General features: G+C 71.0%; 16 protein-coding genes. 1 reads left to right on the top strand and 15 read right to left on the bottom strand.

Annotated features, from left to right (window positions below; genetic code table 11):
• Positions 1-99: 99 nt before the first annotated feature.
• From WMF31_RS30975 to WMF31_RS30930, 10 genes are read right to left on the bottom strand one after another with little or no spacing between them, the layout of a single operon-like run.
• Positions 100-2244 (bottom strand): DEAD/DEAH box helicase, encoded by a 2145-nt coding sequence (locus WMF31_RS30975; RefSeq protein WP_129345931.1) that lies wholly within the window; start codon positions 2242-2244, stop codon positions 100-102.
• A complete protein-coding gene (gene brxD, locus WMF31_RS30970; RefSeq protein WP_129345933.1) occupies positions 2241-3554 on the bottom strand; it encodes a BREX system ATP-binding protein BrxD in 1314 nt (437 codons plus the stop codon). The genes WMF31_RS30975 and brxD overlap by 4 nt, the downstream gene beginning before the upstream one ends.
• Positions 3551-6325, bottom strand: a complete 2775-nt coding sequence (gene pglZ / locus WMF31_RS30965) for a BREX-2 system phosphatase PglZ (protein WP_436605392.1) — start codon at positions 6323-6325, stop codon at positions 3551-3553. Before pglZ ends, brxD begins: the two co-directional genes overlap by 4 nt.
• A complete protein-coding gene (locus WMF31_RS30960) occupies positions 6322-10020 on the bottom strand; it encodes a hypothetical protein (RefSeq protein ID WP_436605391.1) in 3699 nt (1232 codons plus the stop codon). The genes pglZ and WMF31_RS30960 overlap by 4 nt, the downstream gene beginning before the upstream one ends.
• Complete coding sequence (gene pglX, locus WMF31_RS30955; RefSeq protein ID WP_436605390.1) at positions 10017-13853, bottom strand: BREX-2 system adenine-specific DNA-methyltransferase PglX; 3837 nt, start codon at positions 13851-13853, stop codon at positions 10017-10019. The genes WMF31_RS30960 and pglX overlap by 4 nt, the downstream gene beginning before the upstream one ends.
• Complete coding sequence (locus WMF31_RS30950; RefSeq protein ID WP_436605389.1) at positions 13850-14476, bottom strand: DUF4276 family protein; 627 nt, start codon at positions 14474-14476, stop codon at positions 13850-13852. The genes pglX and WMF31_RS30950 overlap by 4 nt, the downstream gene beginning before the upstream one ends.
• A complete protein-coding gene (locus WMF31_RS30945) occupies positions 14470-15639 on the bottom strand; it encodes an AAA family ATPase (RefSeq protein ID WP_436605388.1) in 1170 nt (389 codons plus the stop codon). Before WMF31_RS30945 ends, WMF31_RS30950 begins: the two co-directional genes overlap by 7 nt.
• Positions 15636-19898 (bottom strand): protein kinase domain-containing protein, encoded by a 4263-nt coding sequence (locus WMF31_RS30940; RefSeq protein ID WP_436605387.1) that lies wholly within the window; start codon positions 19896-19898, stop codon positions 15636-15638. Before WMF31_RS30940 ends, WMF31_RS30945 begins: the two co-directional genes overlap by 4 nt.
• Positions 19898-20602 (bottom strand): hypothetical protein, encoded by a 705-nt coding sequence (locus WMF31_RS30935; protein ID WP_436605386.1) that lies wholly within the window; start codon positions 20600-20602, stop codon positions 19898-19900. Before WMF31_RS30935 ends, WMF31_RS30940 begins: the two co-directional genes overlap by 1 nt.
• Positions 20599-20796 (bottom strand): helix-turn-helix domain-containing protein, encoded by a 198-nt coding sequence (locus WMF31_RS30930; RefSeq protein ID WP_129345947.1) that lies wholly within the window; start codon positions 20794-20796, stop codon positions 20599-20601. Before WMF31_RS30930 ends, WMF31_RS30935 begins: the two co-directional genes overlap by 4 nt.
• 652 nt (positions 20797-21448) lie before the next feature.
• Between WMF31_RS30930 and WMF31_RS30925 the strand changes: the two genes are divergently transcribed.
• On the top strand, positions 21449-22381 hold the full coding sequence (locus WMF31_RS30925; protein ID WP_436605385.1) for a hypothetical protein: 933 nt from the start codon (positions 21449-21451) through the stop codon (positions 22379-22381).
• A 200-nt stretch (positions 22382-22581) separates the two neighbouring features.
• On the opposite strand, the gene WMF31_RS30920 is transcribed toward WMF31_RS30925, so the two are convergent.
• From WMF31_RS30920 to WMF31_RS30900, 5 genes are all read right to left on the bottom strand, one after another.
• On the bottom strand, positions 22582-22728 hold the full coding sequence (locus tag WMF31_RS30920) for a hypothetical protein (protein WP_165373046.1): 147 nt from the start codon (positions 22726-22728) through the stop codon (positions 22582-22584).
• A gap of 371 nt (positions 22729-23099) precedes the next feature.
• Positions 23100-23642 (bottom strand): hypothetical protein, encoded by a 543-nt coding sequence (locus tag WMF31_RS30915; RefSeq protein ID WP_129345949.1) that lies wholly within the window; start codon positions 23640-23642, stop codon positions 23100-23102.
• Entirely contained in the window at positions 23639-24379 is a 741-nt protein-coding gene (locus WMF31_RS30910) for a hypothetical protein (RefSeq protein ID WP_436606623.1), read from the bottom strand. Before WMF31_RS30910 ends, WMF31_RS30915 begins: the two co-directional genes overlap by 4 nt.
• Before the next feature lie 26 nt (positions 24380-24405).
• A complete protein-coding gene (locus WMF31_RS30905) occupies positions 24406-24873 on the bottom strand; it encodes a hypothetical protein (protein WP_242515916.1) in 468 nt (155 codons plus the stop codon).
• Positions 24874-25388: 515 nt separating this feature from the next.
• Positions 25389-26339, bottom strand: a complete 951-nt coding sequence (locus WMF31_RS30900) for an AraC family transcriptional regulator (RefSeq protein ID WP_129356478.1) — start codon at positions 26337-26339, stop codon at positions 25389-25391.
• Between the last annotated feature and the right edge of the window lie 124 nt (positions 26340-26463).

Genomic DNA, 26463 nt, shown 5'->3' with positions numbered 1-26463 from the left:
CACGCGCGCGTCGTACAAGCTCTCGGTCTGGAATAGCCTGCTCGGTAACAGCCTAAACCAGATATCTCAGGGCGGAATCGGCCGCGGAGAATGGCGCCATCATACCTCTCCCTCCTGGCTCGTCGCACCGCGTCTCCACGCCGCGAGGGTCGCGTTCGCGTCGTCGACGTTCATCGTCTCGCGGGCGATGAGGCCGTGCTCGATCTCCGGCGGAAGGCACGGCTGGAACTTCGACACGCGCGAGCGCTGGCCAGGATCGACGAGGCGCGCGGCGTCGGCCCAGCCGAGCGGCGCACGGGCGGCGAGCGCGTCGATGGCCTGCCGGATCGCGACCGCGCTCTCGGCGGCCCCCTCGGCGAAGGTGATGAACGTGTTCCCGGGCGAGACGCGGGCGCCGAGCTCCAGCTCCAGGAGGCCCGCCAGGACGCGGTTGCCGGCGCCGCCGCCAAAGGTCCACCAGCGGCAGCGGCCATCGGGGTCTTCTTCGAGGGGTAACGCGCCGTCGTCAAGGAAGGCGTGCGATTCGCGTTGCGCCTCGAGCGCGGCGACAGCGCGCTTCGACCATGATGGATCGGAGTCGTTCCCCGCCAGAACTCGGCGCATCGCCTGGCACAACGAGCGCTCGAGGCTCATGGGGTGTCCGAACCAGCGCGGGTACCCGCCCGCCTCTGCGGGCTCGACGGAACATGTGCCGCCCCTCCAGTCGACGCCGACAATGCGCCATGGGCGTCCGGCAAGGACGAAGTTCGGGCTCTGGCGCTCCTTGTCCTGGAGGAACGAGGCATCGACGACGCCGACCTCCGTCTGGCCGTGCGTCACGCGCAGCACGCGGGGTGTCGAGAACACCGCGTACAGCTCGAGGAAGTTCCGCGCGCCATAGAGCCGCTCGCCCCTGGCGCCGAGCGCGAGCCGCGCGTCGGCGTCGACGAGGATGTCGCTGTCGACCATGTGGCGGACGATGCTCTCACGCTCCTCTGCGGAGACATCGCGGAAGGCGGCGCAGCCTTCAAGCCAGCTCCACCACCCGTGCGAGGCCGAGCCCTGCTCCTGCATCGAGAGCGCGATGGCCTGGTGCGCGAGCACGTGGGGCGCCCACGCCGAGGGGCTCGCGGGCTCCACGTAGCCGCGCCGGAACAGGTCGATGATGGCGGCCGCGCGCAGGAGCGCGTCGTTGTCGGTCGCGAGGAAGGTGCAGTTCGCGGTCGAGCCCGCCCGTCGACCCGTTCGGCCCATGCGCTGCAGGAACGACGAGACGCTGCTCGGCGCGTCGATCTGAATCACGTGATCGAGATCGCCGACGTCGATGCCGAGCTCCAGCGCGCTCGTCGCGACGATGACGCAATTGGTGCCCTCCTCGAACGCCTTCTCGGCGGCGGTTCGCTCGGAGAGCGCCAGCGACGAGTGCGATAGATAGACGTCCACGCCGCGCTGCGAGAGCCGGTGACCGAGCTGCTCGACGCGCCTGCGGCTGTCGACGAAGACCAGGCGCCGCGTGCCCGGGTCAAGGCGGTCGATGAGGAGCGCCGCGTTGTCCAGCGTGCCGACGAAGTCCAGGTGCAGGTCCGGCGGCTTGCGTGCGCCGCCCGGGTCGACGACGCGCTGGGGCCTCAGGCTGCTGCCGCTGAGCCACGTGACGATGACCTCGGGATCACCGACGGTCGCCGACAGGCCGATGCGCTGGATGTCCGCCTCCGCAATGCGTGAAATGCGCTCGAGCAGCGCGACGAGGTGAGCCCCGCGATCGTCGCCCGCGAAGGCGTGTACCTCGTCGACCACCACGGCGCGCACATGCGCGAGCAAGCGGCGCGCGGGCGTGCGCGTCGAGAGCAGCATCGCTTCGAGCGACTCGGGCGTGATGGACAGCACGTCGGGCGGGTCGCCGACAAGGCGCTTGCGCGCGGGCTCCTTCACGTCGCCGTGCCACTTGCCGGCGCGCCTTCCAATGAGCCCCGTGAGCTTCGAGAGCCGCGCCTCCTGGTTGTTGAGGAGCGCGCGGATCGGCGCGACGTAGAGCACCGAGACGCCGCGCCAGTCCTCGACATCCATTTTCGAGAGGAGCGGCAAGAACGCCGCCTCCGTCTTGCCGCCCGCGGTGGGCGCGAGCACAACGCAGTTGGCCCCGTCGAGGATTGCCTCGGTCGAGAGCGCCTGGACCGGACGAAGACCGCTCCATCCCAGCCCGTTCGCGATCTGGTAGCGAACGGCGGGGCTCAGGCGGTCGATGACGTCCGGGCGCGTCGTCACAGGTCGAGCTCGATGTCGTCAGGCTTCCTGCCGGCGGCTGCGGCCTGCTCTTCGAGCGTGAGCTCCTCGGCGTCGATGCGGATATCGAGGTCCCTGGCCGGGTCGAAGTCGGGGAACAGGTCGACCCGGTCCAGGATGGCCGCGACGAGCTTCCGCAAGAAGATGCGCGGGGCCACGCCGACCTTGCCGCCGAGCTTCCCCGCGACCTGGTTCGCGAGCCCCGTCAGCACCGCGTCGGTGACGCGCGCCGCCATTCGCTCAAGGTGGTCCGTCGGGTACAGGTCCCGCACCCGGCGGCCCACTTCGATGAGCCGCTCCTGGTCGAACGGGAACAGGCGCACCTGGACGTCGCGCGGGTTGTCCCACTTCGGGTCGCCCGAGAAGTCGACGTGCAGACGCTGCGCGAGCGGCGGCAGGCGCTTCACGCCGTTCGGCCCGTCGAAGAACGCGGGCGTGCCGGTGATGAGGATGTAGAGCCCCGCGAAGCGACCGCCGTACAGATCGTCGATCAGCTTGCGGATCGCCTCGAGGCTCCTGTCGCGGCTGTCGGAGCGAACGCGCTGGATGGTCTCGACCTCGTCGAGGACGAGCAGAAGCCCCGGTCGCCCGCACTGCTGCAAGACCGCGAGCAGTCCACGCAAGAAGCCGAGCGCGCCGGTGTGGTCGATCTCGCCCTTGATGCCCGCCCGCTTCTTGATATCCGCGCTGACGTTGGGCTGACCCATCAGCCACGCGATGAGCCCCTCGGCGAGCGCGTGGTCCTCGGCCACCTCGGCGGCGTGATACGCGCGCAGCACCGCTGCGTACTGCGGCTGCACTGCGCTCACGTCCTTCAAGCGCGCCTCGAGCAGGTCGCCGACGCCGTCGGCCAGCGCCTTCAAGTCGTCGGGATCGCGAAGCGTGCGCGAGACCTCTTCTTCGAGGCCCATCAGCCACTGCGAGATGATCGCGCGGAACGCGCCTGTGTCCCACTCGGCCGTGCGCAGTCCTTCCATCGCTCGGCGGTAGACCGTCTCGAGTCGATGCAGCGGCGTGTCGTTCTCGGAAATCTGCACCTCGGCGACGGCGAAGCCTCGCGCCAGCGCCTGTTGCTGGTACCAGCGCGCGGTGAAGCTCTTGCCGCAACCGAAGTCGCCGCGCAGCGCCTTGAACACCGCGCCGCCCGTGGCGCAGCGCTCCAGCTCCTCCTTCAACGAGACTTCGAACCGGTCGGTCCCCACCGCGAACAGGTCGAGTCCGCGGCGTGGCACCGTTCCTCGGCGCAGCGCCTCGATGACGTCTTTGCGGAGCAGCACGCTGGGCTTGCTCATTCCGTCACTCCAAATTGCGACAGCAGCCTCGCCTTGTGCAGAACGACGCGGCGGCCCGCGACGTCGTGCTCGACGATGGCGAATCCGTCGACGTTCAGGACCCCCATGCGCGCGACGACCCCGCCGACCTGGTGGGGCCGCACACCGCACAGCCGCGCGAAGTCGGCGGCGGCCAGGCTGCCGCCCGACTCGACGAGCACGGCGAGCCAGGTGAGCACGCGCTCGACGTCGGGCTTCGGGACACCGGCGACCTGCTGCGTGAAGAGCTTGGACGCGCGCAGGCGCGTCACGAGCGCGGGCTCCGCGGGCGCGGGGGGCCGCGCCGTGGGCGTCCTGGCGGGCTCGACGGGGATGAGCTCGAGCTGCGCCGTCGTGGGCGCCCTGGGCTCCTCCACCGCCGCGGGCGGGGCCGCCGGCCGCGCGATCTTGAGCGCCCACCAGTCGGGCTCCGGCAGGACGCGGCACGAGAGCTCGACGTCCTCGCCCGCGACGCGATCGAGCCACTCGGGCCCGATGAGGAACGCCGGGGCGACCGCCTCGGCGAGCGAGAGCCCGCCGTGCTCGCCGTAACGCGGCGCGCGGTTCGCGAGGGCCGTGTCCCAGAGCGCGGCGACGCCGGCCGCTCCGCGCGGCTTCCACGAGGTCCGGGGCAGGAGCACCTCGCCGTCCTGCGGCTGCTCGCCTTCGGCCAGCGCGCGCCAGCGGGCGCCCCCCTCGCGGCCCGGCGGGATGCGCCCGCTCGCGACGCGCATCGCGTCGCCCGCGACGTGTCCATGGTCCGCCACGAGCAGCACCGCGCGCTCCGCGCCGTCCGCCGCGCTCAGCAGCGCATCGAGCGGGAGGATCGGGGTGTTGCTGTAATCGACGGCGACCTGGAGGCTGCCCTTGAGCTGCTCGTCGATGGCGTTCACGACGACGGCGACGACGCGCTGGTCCCCGGCCACGGCCTGCTTCACCTCGTCGACGAGCTCGTGCCCGGCCTGAATGTCGCGGCGGAAGAACACCTTGAGCGGCTCATCGCCGACCAGCCCGCGTACGTGAGGGTTCGACGCCCAGCGCGCGTCGTCCTTGTCGGTGCCCTGGTCGCCGAAGCGGGGGTCGGCCACGCCCGCGAAGAGCGCAGCGCGGCTCACCTCGGTCAGCGTGGGCGCCGCCGCCAGCACGGGCGGGATCGGGAGCAGCCCGTTCCAGCCGGGCGTGCGCCACGCGATCGGGTTCCAGCGGCGCTGGTCGCGCAGGCGCTGGAGCACCTGCACCGCCGCCGCGTAGCTCATGCCGTCCATCAGAACGAGGAGCAGCCGCCGGTGCTCGCCGCCCTTGAGGAACTGCGCGACGACGCGCTTCGTGACGTGCTCGATGGGCAGCACCTCGTTCGAGGGCTTCCCGGCGTCGACCCACGCCACGTACGCCCCGGCGAAGCGCTGGTCGTCGGCCCGCGCGACCAGGTCGACCGCCTCGCTCAGGCGACGCGCGGCCGCCAGGAGCGCGTCGCCCGCGCCGCGCATGCCTCGGAGGCTCTGGCGAGCCCAGTCGAGGAAGCCGCCCTCCTCGGCGTAGCGGCGCGCGAGGTCGATCGCCGCCTGGTACGGGGTGCCGTGCTCGGCGAGCTGCGGGCGCACCCGGCGCGCGAGGAGCCACGCGGAGAGGCGCGCCGCCATCTTCCGCGCCTCGACGTGCTCCGAGCGACGGATCGCGCGGTCCAGGCGGTGCGCGCTCAAGCGGTCGAAGGCCGCGAGCAGCGCTTCGAGCGCCTCGGGGCTGGGCGCCTCGACGAACCTGGTCAGCGCGGTCGCGACGGCGTCCTCGCGCGCGGCGTGGCCAGCCGGCAGCCAGTCGCTGGCCGCGGCGAGCGCGGACGCGCCACCGCTCACGGCGTGCGCCTCCGCCTCGTCGAGCAGCCGCCGATCGCCGGCCTCCTCGACGGACAGCGCCGCTTCGAGCAGCGCCTGCGCACCGCCGCCGGCATGAACCGCACGGACCTCCCTGGCGAGCCCGGGCGCGATGCTCGCGACCTGTCCGTCCACGAGCCCACGCAGGTAGGCGTCCTCGCTCTGCTCGACGGCCACGAGGAGCAAGAGCGCCTGCAGCGCGCGGTCGACGAGGCCGAGCTCCCACGCGCGGAAGCTGAGCACGCCGACGGCGGGAAGCCGCTCTTCGAGCCAGTCGAGCAGCTCGCGGCGCACGGCCCGCAAGAGGTCGTCGCCCTCGCACGCCTTGACGAACGCCGGGCCCGCGTCGGAGCTGCGCACCCAGCGCAGCCACGCAGCCGCCGTCTCGAGCGCGCCCTCGGGGACGCCGAAGCGCGCCTCGAGCACGCGCTTCCAGAGGTCGTCGCGCGTGAGCCGGAGCCCGGTGATCTTGCGGAGCCCCTCGACGCCCCCCGAGAGCACGAGCCGCGCGAGCGCCGTCGACGCCAGGCCCGGATCGATCTGGCGCGCGCCGAACAGCGCGGCGAGCCGCGCGTCGCGCGCGACGTGATAGATGCGCCCGCCTGCGAGCCGGCACGAGACGTCGAGCGGCAGCGCGTCCTCGGCCCAGTCGACCAGGTACACGCTGCCGGTCGCACGCTGCTCGCCCGGGGCTGGCAGCTTCGCGCGGAGCTCCAGCTCGCATGCCGTCGGAACGATCTCCCACTGGAAGCCGTCGAGCTCGAAGCGCCCGGGCTGCCCTCGACCGAAGAGCGCGAGCAGCTTCGAGCGATGGTGGCGCCGGAACAGCCGCTCCACCTCCAAGCGAACGTCGGCCTCCGAGAGGAGCGGCGCCCCGGTCATTCCGGCCTCCGCTTCCACGCCTTGAGGCGGATCTCGATGCGTGAGGCGTCCCGCCCTTCCGCCTCGAGCCGCTCGGCCAGCTCACGCAGCGCCTTCGCCGCCGCCTTGGCAGAGGCGAGGTCGTTCGAAGCCTCGAGCACGACCTCTTCATCCACACCCACCGGCGGCTTGGGGTCCGTCGGCACACGCAGCAGCTCGTCTGCGCGGCGGGTCAGGTCGCCCAGGCCGTCGGCGAGCATCTTGTTGACCTCGTCCGCGGTGAGCAGCGCGGCGAGGTCCGCGAGGAGCAGCTTCGCACGCTCGCCGCGCTCGGCGTCGCCGAGGAGCCCCTTCACCTGCCGGAACAAGATCCAGCGCGCGTCCTCCTCGAGGAGGTGCTTGCTGGCAGCGGCCGTCTTGAAGTTCCGGGCCATCGCGGCGATCGATGTCTTCGGCGTGAAGCCCGCGAGGTCGCGCACGATGGAGGCGCCGTCGCCGCGCGCGAGCTGCGCGATCAGCGCCGCAGAGGCCCGCGCCGTGACCAGCCGGGGCGCCGCTTCGGGCTCGGCCCAGTCGCGCACCCTCGGCTCGAGCGCGGCGGGCAGCTCGGCAGCGTCGCGCGCGGCCTCGAGCCTTTCCTTCACCTTTTCCGCGAAGGCCGAGAGGTTGCGCGCGCCGAGCGAGCGGCCGCCGATCGCCACGCCGAAGAGCTCGCCGGCGCGGTTGAGCGCCTCGGTCCACTCGGCCTGCGTCGGCAGCTCGGGGCGCAGCAGCTCGACGTCGTCCGGGAGCTGGCCCGGGCGAGGCAGCGTGTAGCTCTTGCCGCCGCGGCGGAAGGTCCGGCCGCTCCACGAGGCGTAGAGCGAGATGAGCACGTCCTCGACCTCGGCGGGCAGGCCGCGCGTGCGCTGCGGATCGAGCCAGCCGCGCACGTTGCCCACGGTCGGCGTGTCGATGCCGGCCTGCCGACGCTGCTGCTCGATCTCCTGGAAGGGGCGCTCGCGCAGCAGCACCGCCACGTCGCCCGTCTCGGTGATGCCGAGCGGATCGGCGTAGGCGCGCAGGTCGTTGCGCTCGCCCTTCTCGACGTTCATGCGGCGGTCGCGCTCGTCGAGCAGCTTCTCGACGAGCGCGCCGACCTTCTCCATGCGCGTCGCCGACACCGTCCCGTCAAAGCGCGGGTGGTGCGGGTACTGCTTCGACAGCACCATGTCGACGACCTGGCGGAAGCCGTCCTTCATCGTGCCGGCGAGGACCGCGCGGATGTCGAGATCCCCGAGCAAGGGGATGAAGTGCTCGTCCACGGTGCGGGACCGGTCGAGGAACGCGCTGTCATTCGCCATCGCGAGGCCGTAGGCCTGCGCCAGCGTGCGCTTCACCAGCGCCTCTTTCTGCGCGCGCAGGCTCGTCAGGTCGGCGCGGGCCGTCGCCTGATCCTCGACGCGCAGGTGCCCGAGGTACTTGCGCGCGTCGCCGTCGAGGATGTGCTCGAGGACGACCAGCTCGCCGAGCTCGCGCTCGAGCGCGTGCGAGAAGAACGTGGGCAGCCACACCACCGTGGGGTTCGGCGGCGCGCCGGCGGGGCGCGTGTCGCGGTAGCGCTCGACGGTGCGCAGGTCCTCGTCGGGGCCGTGGCCGCGCTCGTCGAAGGGGTAGTCGATGATGACCTGCCACTCGTACTCGCGGGGGCAGGTCAGCGTGGTGTCGTCCATCTCGCGGACGTTGCCGAAGCGGGCGCGGCCCTTGCGGCGCGTCCCGTGGAAGGGCAGCTCGGCCTCGACCACCGTGCCCTCGCTGTCGAGCGCGAGCGCCTCGAACAGGAGGCGCCGCATCGCGTTCTTGCGCGCGCCGGTCGTATCGGCCTCGGCGGCGTGCGCGAGGATCGGCTGGAGATCGACGCCCGCGAGGTGGATGCTCACCTCGGGATCGGCCTGCTCTCCGAGGCGGAGCGCGCCGACCTGGCTCACCCAGTCGCGGAGCCGCTTCACGACCACCTGCATCTCGGCGCCGGGGATGGGCGACGCGATGGCGCCGTGGTTCAGGTGCGCGAGCCGCTTCACCGTCAGCCCCTTGAACGGCCTGGCGTCGGGCACGAGCGCCGCCATCAGCAGCGTCTTGGCGAGCCGGTTGTCGTTGCGGCACATGCGCTGCTGGCAGCCGCTGCAGCCGAGGCGACGGTCGTGGTCCTCTCGCAGGCGCTGGCACGCGGCCGGGTTGTCGGTGTCGTGCTGCCGCCGGATGATGGGCAAGAAGCTCTCGCGATAGAGATCGCGCGCGCGATCGAAGCGCGCCTTCATCACCGGGTCGTCGATCGGGTCCTCGCTCTCGGCGAGGGCGTCGAACGCGTCGCCCACGGGCACCACGCGGCCGAGCTCGAGATCCGGCAGGTGGCTGACGAGCAGCTCCATCAGGATGCGGATCGCGGTGCGCTCACGCTGCAGGCAGTCCGAGAGCGCCACGAGCGCTTCGATGAGCGCGGGCGAGAACGGATACACCTTCTTGAAGTCGGCCTCGTCACCCTCGCTGCCGATGAGCACGCTCTGCGCCTGTCCGGCCGCGCGCCACGTCCTGGCGAAATCATCGGCGAGGCGCTGCGCGGCGGACTCGTCCTTCGGGCGCACGACGCGGTGGGCGACGATGGCCGGGAGGTTCGAGTCGGCGAGCGTGATGGTCTCGAAGCGGCCGTCGTGGTGCGAGAGGTTGCGCGACAGCTCGGTCCGCACCGCTCCCTGCGCCTGCTCGCCGAGGAACTGCGACAGATCCCGCTGGCGCGCGATGAAGCTCACGATGGGGATGGCGCGGTCGGCGTCCTGCGCCTCCTTGAGCTTCACCATCTTCTGCACCTCGCGGCCGACGAAGGGCAGATCGCTCGAGTTGCCCGCGAGCCACAGCACCAGCTCGTCGAGGTAGAGCACGAGGGCATCGAAGCCGAGCGACTTCGCGTGGCGGCTCATGACGCCGAGCCCGGTGTCCAGGTCGACGAAGCGCCCCTGCTGCGCGGTCCACGACGTGAAGAAGGTCCGCACCAGATCGCTGAACAGCCTGGCGCGCGGGCTCCGGGCGTCGCGGTCGCCCTCGCCGACGTACTGCGCGGAGGCCGCGGCGTCGAAGCTGGCCGCGTCCCACTCCCGCTTCTGCGCGAGCTTGCCCCAGCCGCTCGCCGCTTGCTGGACGCCGCCGTTCAGCTTGCCGAAGAACACGTCGTCGCCGAGCGTGGCGCGCAGGCGGCGCGCGTCCTCGAAGAGGCCCTGGTCGGCGTAGACGGCGGGCGTCGGCGCGTCGGGGTGGTTCTTGGCCACCCAGGCGACATAGGAGCCCAGGATCTTCGACTCCATGTCCTGCGCGCCGAGCATGTGGATCGGGAGCTGGAGGAGCTTCTTCTTGCCGATCCACGCGTTCTTGCCGCGCAGCGCGTGCAGCTCGCCGCGGCTCCACGGCGCAGGGTGGTCGGCGAGCATCAGGTCGAGCACCGCCATGAAGTGGCTCTTGCCCGCGCCGAACGACCCGTGGAGGTACGCCGCCTGGCTGCGCCCGTCGCGCAGCGCGCTTCCGATGATCGACAGCGCGTGCTCGAAGGTCTGCACGATCTTCGGCGTGATCGCGTAGTCCTTCACCGTGCGCTCGGGCTGCGCGATACCTCCGGTGAGATCCTGCACGAAATCGCCCTTGCGGACGGCCTCCGGCAGGTCGAGCAGGTCGTGGATGCGTGTCGTCATGCTTGGTCTCCCGTGGCCACGTACCGAGCGGGGCGCCCGGAGAGCTTCTCCACCAGCCCGTCGGCGATGAGCTTCTTCAGCGCCCTGGCGACCACCGCCTTGGTGACCCCCACGGCGCTCGCGAGCTCGACGTCCGTCGGTCCCTCGGGGAGCTCGGCTTCCTCGCCGTCGTCCTCGTCCTCTTCGACCTCGGGTTTCCAGCCCTGGAGGGCGGCGAGCACCTCGTTCGGGTCGACGGTCGTGCGCTTCGGCGCGGCGGGCGGCGTCCACGTGCGCAGGTCGTCGGTCGCCTTCGTGAAGTCCACCGCGACGCCCAGCGCGTGCGCTTCCCCGGCGACGAAATCGCGGAAGAACTCGCCGAGCTTCATCCCGCCGAAGGCGTCGCTCGGCTCGTTGTGCCACTGGAGGAGCCACGGGACGCGCTCGGCAATGCCGGCGAGCAGCGGGACGAGGCGGTCCTTCTGCCAGCCGTCCTCGGTCTTGCGGCGCTGGTAGAGGCCGGAGAGCGCCTGCGCGGTCTGCAGGGGGTCCCAGCCCGCCCAGCCGACGAGCGGCGTCGTGTCCTCGTCGGTGTTGCCACCGGGCACGGTGACGAAGCGCTCCTTCGGCACGTCGAGCTTGCCGCGCAGCCCCCAGGTGTGGCGCAGGAAGTCCTTGGGAGCGTACTTGTCGGGCACGGGGATGGCCTTGAGCTTCAGGCGCGCGAGCTCGGGCGCGAGCTTGCCCTCGTCCTCGAGGCGCTGCAGGCGCCAGGTCTCCTCCCAGCTCGCGCGCTTCTCCATGCCGGTCTCGGCGTAGCGGTAGCCGGCGAGGAAGGGCACGCCCTCGGCGTCGACGAGCTCGGAGAGGAGCTTCACGAGGTCGAGGCCGCTCTCCTCGGTGAGCATCTCGTGGGCGGCGGCGACAGCCGGATCGCGCCCGAGCTCCAGGGCGAGCTGGCGTGCGGTGCGTAGCTCGGGCTGCGACTGCTCGCGGAACGACGCCTCGATGCGCTCAAGGAGCGACTTCCGCACGGCGTCGGAGAACGCCTTGATGTCGTCGGGCTGCGACCAGCGGCGCTTCGTCTCCGGCGTCTCGAGCAAACGAAGCTGCTTGCCGTGCTCGGGATCATCGAGCAGGCGCAGCCGCTGGCGATAGAGGTCGGCGAGCGGGCCGCCGACGTCCTTCGGAGCGGCGCGCTTATGGACCCGAAACCACTCGGAGGCGGAGATATCGGTTGCAACCTCGCGCGCCAGGCGCACCTCGAAGGGCCGATGGTTCGGCTCCACGGGCATGCGCACCGCGTCGACGGACGGCGCTTCGATCGTTGGCAGACCGAAGATTCCATAGACGCGCCAGTCCATCTCCTCTTGAAGCGACACGAGGATGCCGCGCAGGCGAGCACGCTCGGCGAGGGTCTTGGTGCGTGCCTCACGAAGTGCGGCGAGCTTGGGAGTCGCTGCAAGAGTCGTCGCCACGACCTTTTCGGGCGCTTGCTCGGCCATCTGCCGGACGATCTCTTCGGCCGCGACGACGAGCTCGAGGAGCTTCGCGCGCAGGTCGTCTAGCTTCGGGACCGGAAGCTGTTGAAGCAGGTTGCCGGCGTACTCGAGGCGGTCTTGCCACGGCGTTTTCGAGAGCCGCGCGCCCTCGCCAACCTGGTCGCCGCCTTTGGGGAACATCACGAGGCGGCACCAGAACGCGACGGTGGACGAGTTTAGGTAGCCGAGGAGGGCCTGGTAGTCAGCTTCGCCGTATTCATTCCGAATGATGAGGACTGGCGCGTGCTGGTTAAAGACGATACCGCCGCGATCCAATGCAAAATGGTTGTGCGTAGAGACATAGGGAAGCGAAAGTCGCATCGCCGCCGAATAGCGGTTCGGTTGCCAACGGTACCAAGCCCAGTGCGGCTCTCCACCGTCCGCTCTGGTCGCACCACCAAAATCCGTCGTCGAGAGGATCGTGGTTCGGAACGACCAGAAGTGACGGCGCGCTTCACCAAGCTGCGGAAGGCCCACGAGCGCATGTGCATCGTCGTACGGCGCCAGCGCAACGGAACCAGGATGAAAGCGCCAGTCGCGAACGGATTCACCACCGACGAAGTCGCGGAGATACGCCGCCGGGATACGGATGTTCCGCCCCGTGTGGGGCGGAACTACGAAGGCGTCGTTCATCCCTGGAAAGGACGCGTAGCCCAGGTCACTCGTGAGCTTCTCGAGCGATTGCGCACCGGACTTATGCAGCAGTGCGTAGAGACTCCGCGCGCCACCGCCCGCGAGAATCCACGGCTGCCGCCGCAGGTCCGAGCGGGTCAATCGCTCGACGGATACGTGGAGACCTTCGAACCCTACCTCGTCGTGGTGGCGGACAAGCTCCGACCACACCGGCGCGTTCGACGGGTCAGCCGGAACTTCCTGCTCGCCGCGCTTCCCGAGGACAGCTATTGCGGGCGCATCGCTCTCAGAGCGATTGCGCCCGAAGAGCAGCAGCGTCGGCGTGCCGTGACCTGGCAGGTAGCAACCCGACGTGTCGATGACCTTCTGCACATCGAGACGCGGAAGAACCTTCTCGATAAGCGTCTTGCCGAAGTCGCGCTTCGCCCAGGCGTTGCTGTTGATGAGTCCTACGTAGCCGCCTGCAACACCGAGGTCGAAGAAGCGTTCCGTAAAAGGCGCGGAGAGCGAGTACTTGCCCGCGGCGCTCTTGTACATGTCGCGGTACTTCTTCCGCTTTAGCGCGTCCTTCTCGGTGATGTACGGCGGGTTGCCGACCACAGCGTGGAACCGTTTGGTGAGCACACGCTCGACGTCACCGCGATTCTCCAGGCGGAAGAGCCTGTCGCCCCAGCGCAGGTCGTCGTCCATCGACATCTGCCCGACGCTGAGCACGCGCTGCTCGAAGCGATGCAGCAGGCTGTCCGCGACGACGACATTCGGCTTGATATCGGGCGCGCGCTCGAGCCGCTTGATGCCCACCGCGTCGAGCACCGCGAGCACGAGGCGGAAGCGCGCGATCGCCACCGCGTACGGATTGATATCGACGCCGTAGACCTGGTCGAGCGCGCGACGCGCGAGGTCCGCGATGTGCTCGGCCGGCGCCTCTTTCTGCCAGCGACCGAGCAGCCGCCGGAACGCGCCGAGGAGGAAGTGGCCCGAGCCGCAGGTCGGGTCGATGAGGGTCACTTCCTTCAGCCCGAATTCCGCGATGGCCGGATCGAGCGTCTGGTCGAGGATGAATTCCTCCACGAACTCCGGCGTCTGGAGCAGCGCGTAGCGCTTGCGCACCGCCTCGGAGAGGTCCTGGTACAGGTCGCCGAGGAAGCGCGTGTCCTCCCCCGCGAACACCAGGGCAGGCGCACCGCTCGCGTCGCGCTTGCGGAAGAAGTCGAGCAGCGCCCGGGCGCCCTCGCTCGACGGCGAGAGCACCCAGACCGGGTTGTGCTTCGTGTCAAAGACGTCGCGTGCGCCCGGCAGCTTCGAGAGCTCGCGGAACACCGCGAGCAGGTACTCGCGCGGCCCGAGGAACGGCGCGACCTGGAGGAAGAGCGCCTCGCGGTCCTCGGCCGCGCGCAGCGCGTCGGCCGTCGCGCCCGCCACGCGCGGATCGACGTGGCCGCGATCTTCAAGCGTGCGCACGAAGACGACCGACAGGATCCACGCGACCGCGAGCTGGGTCACGCGCTCGCGCCGCCAGGGGTCGAAGCCCAGGCCCGTCTGCCCGGCCTTCTGCTCGTCCTCCCATGTCTTCTTCAGGCCGGCCTCGACGCGCTCGGTCTTCGCGCGCGCAAGGAGGTCCTTCTCGAGCGCCTTGAGCGCGGGCTGAAGCAGCTTCGGCAAACCGGTCGGCGCGGTCACTTCGTCGCTCCCATCGCGTCGAGGAAGCGCTTGCCCCACGACAGCTTGCGGATCGCTTCGGGTGAGACCCTCCCGAGCACCTTGAAGGAATGCGAGCCCTTGGCGTACGCACCGGCCTTCGTGGGCCTGGCGGCCGCTGCGAGCGCCTCGTAAATCGCTTTCTTGTCCATGTTCTCGAGCCGATCGAGCGCCGGGAGCTTGCTGTCATCCAGCTTCGGTCCGAAGACGTCCTTCATCGCAGCGACGTCGGCGGCGAGCCACGTCTCCATGCAGACGGTCATCAGCTGGAGCTGGTCGTCGCTCGCGCTGGCTGGGCGATCCCAGCCATCGCCCGTTCGTGCCTTCACGTGGTCCCACGGCGACTGCGCCTTCGGGAGCTCCTCCGCGTCGACGAGCAGCCAGGTGTCGGCCTCCGACGACGCGTGCGCGTCACAGAACTGCTTGTAGGCGAGCCCGCGGCCGCCACACGCGATGACCCTCGGCCTCTGCGTGACGCCCGCGCGCTCGAAGAGCTTGCTGAAGGCCCTCCTGCACTCGCTCGCGAGGCTCGGGTTCTTGTCGCCGCCGCCTTCGACGTAAAGCTCGCGAGCGCGCCGCGGGGTGGGATGGCTGCTCTTCACCATCGCGTCCCTCCGATGCGCCCGGAAAGCCAGAGCGGACCGAGCGAGCCGAACTCCTTCCAGCGCGCGATCCGGTCGGCGTCGAGGCGAGTCATCTTCGAGGTGCTCCCGTCCTTTTCACAGACGACGACCGCGGCGGCGTGCTCCGTCATCGCGTCGACGAGCTGCGTGGAATGCGTGGTGACGATTAGCTGGAAGCGAGAGCTCGCCTCGACGAGCAGGTCACGCAGCGCCGGCAGCACGTCGGGGTGGAGGCCGAGCTCCGGCTCCTCGATGAGGACCAGGCGCGCGGGGCCAGGATCGATGAGGATCGCCAGCAGCGACAGGAACCGCAGCGTCCCGTCCGACAGCCGGTGCGCAGGCACGTTGCGCTCACCCTCGGTGAGGTAAAGCCGAAGCTGGCCGCCCTCGGGGATGACCTCCACGTCGGTGAAGCCGGGAGCCACCTCCGAGAGCAACTCCAGCAGTCGCCTCTTCGTCGCAGGGATGCGCTTCAGAACAGCCAGCCGGGCAGGCAGGTTCGAGAAGTCCTCCAGGAGCCGGTCGGTCTGCACGTCGGCACCGCACGCCGCGCGAATCGCGCTCTGCGGCCCGAAGCTCCAGGCTCGATAGATGAGGATCTGTTTGAGCCGATCTCCCGTCGCCGCGACCTCTGGAAAGATCTCGGGATCGCGACGCTGCGACAAGATCGACTGCGTACGGTCGATGTCGGCCCGCTCGAGGGCGCGCGCCTCCGTCTTCGTCTTCGCGCTGTTCAGCATGGGGCGTCCGTTCTCGTAGCCGAAGTAGAAGTAGGGCTTGGGCGACCCGTCGCGATTCTCGATACGCTCGTCGAGCACGACGAAGCTTCCTCCCTCGCTCCCGAACGCGACACGGTACCGGACGGCCCCGGACGCGATCGCCGTGGGCACGAAGACGATCTCGATGGCCGCGGAGTCAGCGTGCTCGTGCGCACCTCCACGCCAGAGCCACTCGTCGACACCGCCCCCCTGGCGGATCGGTAGCGGCAAGTCCTTCGGAACCGCGCGCAGCACCGAGAATGCCTCGATCAGGTTCGACTTGCCGGACCCGTTGGGGCCGATCAGCACGTTGAGGGGTTGCAGCTTCAGCGTGTGAGCACCGGGTCCGAACGAGAGGAAGTCGGTGAGAGTAATTTCTTCGATCATGGGGAGCTCTCGGCTCTGTGGGCGTTCGCCAGCCAGGCGTCGGGCATGACGAGCCGCTGGCTCGGCAGCGGCGCGGGAACGGGCAGCCGGCCGTTGATGGAGGGGGCGGCGCCGTCGGCGTGCGACGGCACCACGAGGAGGATCGCGGGCGCGTCACCGCGCTCGGCGCCGTCGACGATGCGCTGGAGCGCGCCGGCGAGGCCGTAGCGCGCGAGTGCGCCGGGCCACGTGAGCACCAGCGTCGGCTCGCGGCGCGAGAGGAGCTCGCCCACGACGCGATCCATCGCCTGGCGCACCAGCTCGACGAGCAGCGGCCAGTCCGGGCCGTCGGGGCCGTGGCGATCGGCGGCCTCGATGTTCGTCCACGCGACGCCGAGCTCCTCGGCGGCCTCGCGGACGGCGGCCGTGAGCGCGTGGTCGAGCGAGATCGCCTGCGTCTTCAGCGCAGCGGCCAGCGCGTCGGTCGCGTGGCTCGCGACGTCGGCGCGCACCTGCACCACCCGGAACCGGCCCGCCGCGACGCCGCGATCGAGCTGGTCCTGGAAGGCCGCCGCGCGCTGGGCCTCGGGGCTGCCCCGCTGCGGAAGGCCCGGCGCCGTGGGCTTTCGCGAGGGCAGCGACACGGTCATCGACGTGTGCGCGCTCTGGCCCGGGCGCGCATACTCGCCCGCGCCGACGTCGGCCATGAACACGAGCCCGTGCGGGGCGAGCAGCGCGTCGAGGGCCGGCCGCTCCGGGAGCGGCGCGGCCTCGGGGTAGCGCGCGGCGACGCGCTTCTTCACCACGTCGGGCGTGAGGCCCGCGCCCGAGAGCGCGGCGAGGCTGAGGGCGAGCGCGCGCGCCGCGTCCATGCCGCGCGGGTAGAGCTCGAGGCGCGCCGAGGCCGCGGCGTTCGTGCTGGCGCGCGCGGCGAGCGTGAGGCGCTGGTCCGCCGGCAGCGTGGCCAGCGGCGTGCCCTGGGCGACCTCGGCGAGCTTGCTGCGCACGACCTCGGAGGAGGGGAGCGGCTCGGTCGCGGCGAGGTGGTCGGCGGCCACGGCGAGCGCGGCGAGCGCGTCGAGCACCTCGGGATCGCGCGCCACCCACGGCGTGCTGCCGATGCGCCGCCACACCGCGGGCGGGCTCGGGCGCAGCTCCAGGGCCACGCGCACGAGCGCGGCGGCGGTGCGCACGTCGTCGTCGGTCGGCGCGCCGTCGGTGCGCGCCCTGGCCAGCGCCGTCGCGAGATCCAGGAAGGGCGTCGCGGGAGCGGCCGCGTCGAGCGCGGACGAGATGCTCTGCGCGAGCGCGCTCGCCGCCGCGTTGTCGGCCCACCGCTTGTTCCGTAGAAACTGGAGGCTCGAGTGGATCTGCGCCGGGTCGATGCCGAAGGCCCCTGCGACCTCGCTCACGGTGCGCGCCGCCGGCAGGCCCGTGTCGGGGCGCTCGTCGGGGAGCGGGTCGAGGCCCACCAGCACGCGAAGGCGACGGTTCGCCTCGCTCGCGCTGGCGCGTCCGATGAGCTCCCGCGACCAGTCCCCCAGCGAGCCCGGCGTGGGCTCGGCGGCGGCCATGGCGACGAGCCGGTCCCGCAGCGCCTCGGCGCGCGCTCTCCCGAGGAGCTTCTCGATGCGCACCGACGGCGCGAGCGCGGCGTCGACCGTGGTCTTGAGGCCCGCGGCGACCAGGCGATCCACCGTGCTGGCGTCGATCCCGGCCTCGGGCTCGTCGAGGACCAGCCGCGGGCGCGCGAAGCCAGGCACCAGGACCGGCCCGCTCTCGACCTCGAAGCGCGGCCGGAGCTCATCGGCGCACCGGATGATCTCGCGGGCGACGTGGGTGCCGACGCCGCGCACGACGGAGAGCTGGTTGCGCGGCAAGAGCAAGAGCTCGGCGACCGTCGACACGCCCGCGCGGTCGAGCGCGTTGCGCGCGCGGGCCGACAGCGGCAGCGCGTCGACGGGCGTCTCGGGGCGCACCTGGTCGAGCGCGATGGCCGAGGCGCCGTCGTCCGTCTCTGCCGGGGCGGAGAGCGCCTGGACCCACGCCTGGCGCATGACCTCCGCGCTGGCGAAGCGGGCCTTCGGGTCGCGGGCGAAGGCCTTGCGGAAGAACGCGGTCAGCCGGTCGCGCACGGCCGCGTCGAAGCGCTCGGCCTCGACCATGACCTCGGCGGTCGCGTCGCCCTGCGGGAGCGTGGGCCGGGCGCCGGTGAGCGCGTGGTAGAGCACGGCGGCGGCGGCGTAGCGGTCGGCCTCGGCGTCCCAGGCGCCGCGCAGGTAGAGCCACGGATCGCGCCACTCGGCCGTGCCCGCCGTGACGGCGGTGGCGTCGGCCGACGAGAGCGAGAAGTCGAGCAAGAGCAGGTGGCTCTGCTTCTTCGACAGGCTCGTGAAGCCGACGTTCGTCGGCTTGATGTCGCGGTGGGTGACGCCGGCCTCTTCGAGGTACTGGACGGCGGAGAGCAGGTCGTCGCCGTACCGGCGCGCCAGCTCGAGCGGCAGCGTCCCCTGCTCGCGCAGCACGTCGCCCAGGCTCCGGTCGCCCGCGAACTCGAGGAGCAAGCACGGGAGCCCGCCCAGCGTCACGACGTCGCGCAGCGCGACGATGTGCTCGTGGCGCAGCTCGCGCAGCGCCTTCGCCTCGGAGAGCAGGCGCTCGCCGCAGCCGGCGTCGTGCGGGACCTTGAGCGCGAAGTCACGCCCCTCCCGGCGCACGTGCAGCACGAGCGCCGTGCCGCCGGAGCCGAGGCGCCGCTCGACGCGGAAGCCGCCCTGGAGCGTGTCGCCCTTCTGCGCCTCGCGCGGATCGGCGCCGGCGCCGATGTCGACGGTCGGGCGCGTGAGCGCTTCGAGGACGAAGGTGTTGAACCAGTCGGAGACGTCGTCGGGGCGCGCGTGGAGGTTCGGCTGCGTCGCGAACGCGATGGCGTCGTCGAGGATCGCGAGGTCGGCGCGGACCGCCGAGGGGCGCAGGCCGCCCTCGCCGTCCCTCACGCCCTGGATACGTTGCTCTCGCTCGGGGAGCGTCGTGGCCGGGTGCTGCCCGGTGAGCACGAGCCACGCGAGGCAACCCACCGAGAACACGTCGCTCTCGTAGGTGGCCTTCTCCGGGTCGGCGAGGACCTCGGGCGCCTGGTACAGGCGGTCGACGGCTTGCGCCAGGTCGTGGAAGTGGCGCGTGCCGACGCTCGAGTGCTCGATCCACGCGGCGGTCTGGAAACGATGGAGGCGCACGTGAACGCGGCCGTCGCTGGCGCGCCGGACGAGCACGGACGCGGGCGACAGGTTGCGGTGCAGGACACCCGCGCGGTGGCAGTGCGCGACCGCCTCGACGATCTGCTGCAGGAGCCCGAGCCGCTCGTCGAAGGTGAGGTTCGGCTCCTGACGGAGGAAGGCGTGCAGCGGCAGCGAGTCCTCGAACGCCTCGAAGAGCACCGCCGGTCCGAGCGGCGCGTCGTCGATGAACGAGCGATACGCGAGGATGCCCGGGTGCTGGCCGATCTGCGCGAGCGTCTGGGCCTCGCGGCGGGCGGCGCGGTGGAGCTGCGCGCGCCGGTCGGCCGAGCTTGCGGCGGGCACGAGGTAGCTGCGGACGCGCGCCTGGTCGCGCTCGACGGCGGCGTTCTTCGCGAGGTGCTCCTGGTAGCCGTCGCCGTCGTCGAGCAGCTCGCCGAGCTGGTAGCCGCCCACCACGCGTGCCGTGATGCTCGGGCGCAGGCCGAGCTTGTGCGCAGCCTGGAGGAGCTGCTTCATCATCGGGCGGTTCACGATACGCCCCGCGTCGCTCCCATCGAGCCCGTTCACGAGCTTGCTGCCCACGTCGTCGGGGAGCAAAAGCCACGGTGGCCGACCGCCGTCGAGGCGAACCTCGGTGACGTTGGAGAGGAAGACCGCCGCGTGAACGTAGGGGCGCTCTTGCCCGAGCTGCCGCCCGAGCAGAGCGCCGAGCACCTTCGCCTTGAGGTTCGCGCCGGGATACGGGCACTCGAGCGTGCGCCGCCGACCGCCCTCCGTGATGGTCCAGTCGACGATGTCGCCGGTGAGCACGCCGGGGTGGCTCTTGATCTCGACGAGGAACAGGCCCTGGCGCGAGAGGAAGAGCAGGTCGATCTCGTAGAGGCGACCCGACGACGGGTCGTAGAGCTCGTGCAGCTCCCACGCCTGGTGCGGGTCGGTGTCCGAGAGGGATGCGTGCTCGTAGATGAGGTCGAGCGCCCGCCGCTCCCACGGATACGGGGTCGCGCGACCGCGATGGATGCGTCCCTCGGAGAGCGCCACTACTTGCCTCCCACCTTCCGCGCGAGCTCGGCGGCCAGAGGCTCGGCGTCGGGCGAGACGACCGCGGCGTCGAGGTGTGCGAAGCCCAGAGCGCGCAGGGCGCTGTCGGCGCCCTCGCTCGGGCGGACGAGGGCGGTGCGGCCGCGCGCGCCGAGGAGCACGGCGGCGAGCCCGGCGAGCTGGCGCCACGCCGCCTTGTCGGCGACGACCACGACCTGATCGGTCCACGAGAGCGCGCGGTCCTCGGCGAACACCCTGGCGACCGAGGCGATCGCCGTGCCGCCCGCGACGGCGAGCTTGGTCGACGGCGTGATCGGGGGAACGGGGACCCCCGCTGTCTTCACGCCGAGCCCGTAGGCGATGTGCTCGAGCGTCGCCGGAGCGTCGGGTTCGGCCAGCAAGCGCTTCGCGGCGTGGTCGTCGATGCCGCCCCAGTCGGGCCCGAACGGCTCGTCGTCGGCGAGGCCGAAGAAGCCGAAGCACTCGGAGGGCGAGAACGCGGCGCCCCACGTTCCGGCGGCGTCGCGCAGCAGGATGTCGATGCGGTCGCCGGCGCCGAGCGCTCCGGCGAACTGCGTCCAGCGCGCCTCGGCATCGGGGCCGAAGCGGCGCGGCGTGGTCTCGCGGGCGTCGAGCGCGCGGAGGCCGAGCACCGCAGCGCCGTAGAAGGCAGCGCGGTCCTGTGGGGTGAGGGGGCTCGTCACGTCGACGCCTCCTCGCCAGCGGCGCGGCGGGTCTTCGCGTCGATCCAGGCGTCCAGGTCCGTGCGGCGGAAGCGCCACGGCCCTCCCACCTCGAACGCTGGCGGCTCCCCCTTTCGGGTCGTCGTGTTGACGGTCTTCTCCGCGACCTTCAGCAGTTGTGTGACCTCAGGCAGGGTGAGGATCTCGTCCGTCATCGAGCGAAGCTCCGGCAGCAGTTGGCAGGATTGGCCAGCCTCCGCGAGAGGTACACCAGGCGCGCACTGGGTCGCAACGGACGCGAGTGTCCCGGCTGCAACAGTGCGGATCGAGGCGGCCGAGCTGATCCACCGAGGCCTGGCGCGATGCGCAGGTGCGCCGCCCGCTGCTCGGCCCACGTCCCGGCGTGGGCCACCGCCGGAGCGTCCGCTCAGCCAGGGGCCCCACGCCGTCGACGGCCTCGAGCTCAAGGACCCGCGCCCGCAGGTCGGGAGCGAGGAGCAGCAGGCGACGAGGGCGCGCAGCAGGCGCCCACGGTTCTCGGGGCCATCTGGACATGGGGAGGGCTCATCTGGACATCCCCCCCGGCCATCTGGACATGGGGAGGGCTCATCTGGACATCCCCCCGGCCATCTGGACATGGGGAGGGCTCATCTGGACATCCCCCCACCCATCTGGACAGGGGAGGGCCCATCCGGACATCCCCCCCCGCCCATCCGGACATCCCACCCCGCCCCCACGCCTCCCAGATCGCCCCACCCGCGTCCAGATCCTGCTCCGTGCTGGACGCCCCGCCGACCAAGCTCATCCTTGCCGCTTTGCGTCGTGCCCCTACGGGCGCGGATCGCAAGAGGAGGGGTCAACGTCATCATGGCAAAGCAAGCAAAGGACTTCGAGCGCTGGGTCAAGGTCGCCGCCGGGTCGGAGCGGACCGACAACCCGCTGAACATTCCGTACGACATCGCCGTGCGCGAGGCGGTCGCCGCCGTGGCGTTCGTGAAGAAGTACTGGGAGCCCGACGGCGATCGCCCGGGCCTCAAGCGGGTCAAGAGCCGCCTGCCCGCCTCGAGCAGCGAGGAGCTGCTCTCCATCGTGCACGCCGTGCAGGAAGCGCAGACGCGGCTGCTCCTCATCGTCGATCCGGCCGTGACCGATCTCGGCGAGCGCGCCCGGTTCGTCGTCGATGAGCTCGAGTCGGCGCTCGAGTTCCTGCTCGACGACGACGTCGACGAGCCCGCCGACGCGCAGCTCGCGCGCATCAAGGAGTTCCACGCGCAGGATGGCCAGCGCTCGAGCGCGCTCTCGCAGGCGCTCCTCGACTACGCGGGGCTCGCGGAGTCGCTCCAGGACCGCCTGGTCGAGGCGGACGAGGCGTTCGACGTGCGCCTGATCGCCGAGGCCCGGAAGCTCGCGGAGGACCTGCAACGGCGCGCGCTGGAGGCGGCCCCCGAGGCCGGCGCCTCGGCCGCCGCGGCCACGACCCGCAACCAGCTCCTGCGCCTGATGGTCGAGCGGGTCGGCACCATCCGGAAGACCGCGGCCCACGTCTTCCGGCGCCACCCCGAGATCGCCCGCGAGGTGACGAGCGCCTACGAGCGGCGCCGGCGCGCGGCGGCGCGGCGCGAGAAGGCCCGCAAGGCCGCCGAGGCCGGCCAGGCCAGCGGCAAGCCGGCGGCGGCCAGCGGCAAGCCGGCGGCAGCGCCCGCGCCCGGGACCCCCGCGGCCGCGCCCACCGCGCCCGCCGCGCCCGCGCCTGGGACTGCCGCGCCCGCGGCCGCGACCACCGCGCCCGCGACCTCCTAGCCAGCGACCCTCGATGGCCCCCCCGGGGGTGACAGGGGGGCCTCCTCGACGCCGTGGCCGCTCCACCCCCGGCCAGGTGGACATCGACGTCCCCAGGCTCGCCGGCGTCCACCTCGACCCCGCGGCCGCTCCCCCACCTGCCCACCTGACGCCGCCTTGAGCGAGCGGCGCCCCCTGCGGGGCACAGCCGGCCTACCGGGTCAGCGACGGCGCCGGAAACGGAGGACGAGCGCGGCGCCCATGCCGACGAGCACGAGCAGCGTCACGCCGACCCACACCCAGTCCCGGGGATCCGAGCTGAAGGAGACGGCCATCGCGCCGCAGCCGGGAGACCCTGCTCTTCTCATCAGGCAGCCCATCCTCTCATGAGCCGCCCCGTCCGGTCCGCCGGAAGGTGCGGACCTCGCCGTGGCGCTCCTCGACGCCGCGGCCCTGCTATCTGCTCGGGCGTCCTGTACGCCAGCGCGGTCGCGAGCCCGCCGGCGCCCATGCCGCGCCTGGGCCGAGCTCGACCAGGTTGACGGCGACGGCCCTGTGCTCGCGCGGCGCTTCTACCCGGAGGAGATGATCCCCTGCCGACGGGCGAGCCGTCCGAGCTCACCCCGGCTCGTACCGCCACGGCCGAGCCGCCGCAGGGGGGCGCCGCCGAGCTCGCCTCGAGCTCCTCGCCGTCCACGCGCCCGACCCGGCCACGTGGACGGCGGCCGCCAGGGAAGGGCTACACCGGATCTACCCAAGTCCACACGACCGAGAAGAGGCACACGTAAATCGTCGCCTCGCCCATCGATACCCCGTCCATGTCCACATCCGGCACCACCTCGTTTCCGATCTCCGGGGGGATGGGTCGGTAGCCGGGATACGTGGCCTCGATCTCCTGAGCGATCTCGCGCGCCACCGGCTCTTCCTCGGGGATGCCGGGGAGGTGGATCCCGTAGTATGGCCCGAGCAGGGACACGTGGAAGCTGAGCGCCGTTTCGTCGGTGAGCCAGATGCGGGCCGAGTACGCCGGGTCGATTCCCCCCGCAAACAGGTTGAGCGACTCGTTTTGAAGGCCGTATCGATCCCCCAGTCGGCGGATCATCGCTTTCCACGTCGGGTACTCCGCTCGCCCGCGGTTTGCGGCTTCCACCAGGCGGCGGTGCTCCTCCGTGTCCTCGTAGACGGGCTCGCCCGGAGGTACATAGATACGCATGATCTTCTGCACGCCCCGCGGGTAGAAGCGGTAGATGACATCGAGCAGATCGGGGCGAGTTATTTTCATGGGTTCGTCACCCTGGCGCCGAGCCCCTCATACTTGGTCTTGAACGCGACGTCTACCGCGTCGGCAAATCTTTTGCAAAAGATCCCCGGCGGGAGGTTGTAGTTCATGACATTGGCAACCTCCTCCGTGATCTCTTCACTGTGCTTGGCTGCGCGGAGTGGATCGATTTGCCCCATTTTCTCGGTCCGGAGCGGCATTTTGATGGTGATGGCGCAGTGCCACTCGGTGGTGCCGCCAGGAAATTTATGTGTGAACTTCAGATTTGCCTTGGCCTGTTGCCACCCTCCGCCTTTGTCCGTTCCGTCGTCCTTGACAATGGTGACAAATGGAAAGTCCGACGGATCGAAATCTGCGTATGTGAAGGAGGCCATTCCAGGCTGCGGACACTTCGAGCTGCATTCGTCGCGACAGCTCAAGAAGGTCGCTCCGTCTCCGGCCATGTCGCCGAATCCGGGGCACGGGTCTCGCGGGCTCTCCGGGCGATATGTATATGTCGGGCTCTCCGAGCTGTCGCTCGATCTATCCTCTTCGTCTTCGAGCTCCCACTCGTTGCACGCGATCTTGCGCTCGCCACCACCTTGCGGGTCCGCCCCGTAGTCACCGGTTGCGGAGGAGGTGAAGATGGGGCGGGGCTCCGAGCCTGGACCGGCACCTGCACCCGTGGTTCCTTCCCCGACGGGATAGCAGTCTCCTATCGTCCAGTTGCACGCCGCCAGCGTCCAGACCGACATGGCCACGATCGACAACAGAGCTCTTGTCGCGTTCATTGTGCACGCCATCGAAGCACAGGACCAGCAACAACGACGACGGACACGTAGCCCGGGAGCACCAGACTGCCCCGACCGACCCAATCCACGTTGACGCTCACCGACACCCCCAGCGGTCCGGCAACGTACGCGTTGGTCTGCGCGTGGCCGCCTACGGCCAAGCCACCGACGAGGCCGCACAGGGAGACGCCGCACGCCGGCACGACGTAGAACGCGGCCGAGGGCCCCGCGCTGACGTTGCCGTCCTTCCACGCGTACCCGATGTCCACCGAGGTCTGGTTGTAGACCCCGGGTCCGCCCTCCTGGGTCGGGGGTAGGATCGTGCACAGGTCGTGCACCGTGAACAGGATGTCTCGCTGGATGAGCCACGCTATGCCCGCGTGCGGCCCCACCGCGAGGCGCGGAACGGTACCGGCCTGGAGCCACCCGAGGCTCACACCGGCGCTCAGCTCGTACGCTTCCACGGGCGTCGGAACAAGGAGCGGGAGGACAACCCCTGCTGCCCATGAGATCCGTCGCCGTGACGCCCTCACCGTCTCCCCCCGGTTGGAAGCCCTTGGCCGCTGCGCGCGCAGCGCGCCGAGAACCGCGGGCCATTGTTCTGGTCGCGGGTTGGGCGTCAAAGAGAAACGCTACGGTGAATCGCAATGGATGGGGGCGACCCGTCCCGGGCGTGCGCTTGCGTGGCTGGAGCGTTCGTCAACCCACCGGGACGTACGTCCTCGCTGCGTACAACGCTGCAACACGAGCGCCGACGACATCGTCATCCATGGCTTGCTCCGCGGCTGCGCCCGGAGCGCTCGCCTCTCCGGCATCCCCTCGTTCCACCCGCCGTCCTTGCAGAGCTCGATGCAGGGCTTCGCCTGGGCAGGGATCTCCGCTCGAGCGGCGCGGCGCCCATGCCGACGAGCACGCGGCCGCGGTCTTCACCGATCGGACGCGGGACGCGATGAGCACCGACAGCGGGCGCCCCGCGAGGTCAGGCTCGCATCGAGCGCGCGAACCCGCTCGGAGAGCATCCGACGTGACGCGAGAACGCGACGCTGAAGGCGCTCGCCGACTGGTAGCCGATCCTCTCTGCCACCTCGGAGAGAGGCGTGTGCTCGCGAAGGAGGACGTCCTTCGCGATCGCGATGCGCCACTCGAGGAGGTACTCCATCGGCGGCATCCCGACCGTTCGCGTGAACCGCTCGGCGAACACCGCACGTGACATGCCGGCGGCGCGCGCGAGCTCGGCGACGGTCCATCGGTACGCGACGTCCGCGTGCAGCCTTCGAAGTGCGCGCGCGATGTCGGGATCGGCGAGGCCCGCCAGCAACCCTCTCTCGCGACTTCCGGCTTCTGCGGGCCGAACACGCAGCGCCTCGATGAAGAGGACCTCGACGAGCCGCTCGAGGATCAGCTCACGACCGGCGCGACGTGTGGTCGCCTCCTCGCCGATGAGCTCGACGAGTCGCCGCAGGCGTGCTGCGCCGGGGTCGTCTCGCCGGACGAGGATCATCGCGGGCAAAAACCTCTCGAGGAGCTGCGCGTTCGCTCGATCCACGTGAAAATAGCCCCCGAGCTGGCGCATCGCGGGCGGGCCGGATTGCGTGCCGTGCCGTAGCTCGTTGCCGTCCGCAGCCGTGATGAGCTTCGGCTTCAGCCCGCGGTCACTCGACATCATGAAGCTCGGGGTCGAGGGCAGGAGCACGAAGTCGCCCTCTTCGAGCTTCACCTCACCCACGCCGTCGACGTCGAGGAAGCATGTCCCCTCGAGCATGATGCAGTACCCGGGCTCCCCGTGCGCGGCGTACCGCACGCTCCATGGCCCCGCGCCGCTGATCACCTTGGGAAGGACTGTCTGCGGACGGAGGAGCGAGATGACGGCCGCGAGCGGGTCCGACGGCTCGCGCGTGGACCTCGACGACTCGGACGACTGCGCATTCATGGCGGTTATTCTATTATAGATCGTCTGCAGCCCTCGGGACGATCATCCATGATCTCGGGCGGCGCCCCGAGGCGCGCACCAGGTCGCCCGTGATGGCCACGGCGTCGGGCGCGAGGTCGTTCCC

Origin of the sequence: Sorangium sp. So ce1036 (genome assembly GCF_051369805.1) — a bacterium.
GTDB classification, from domain to species: domain Bacteria; phylum Myxococcota_A; class Polyangia; order Polyangiales; family Polyangiaceae; genus Sorangium; species Sorangium cellulosum_F.
This window is presented reverse-complemented; position numbering and strand designations above follow the sequence as displayed.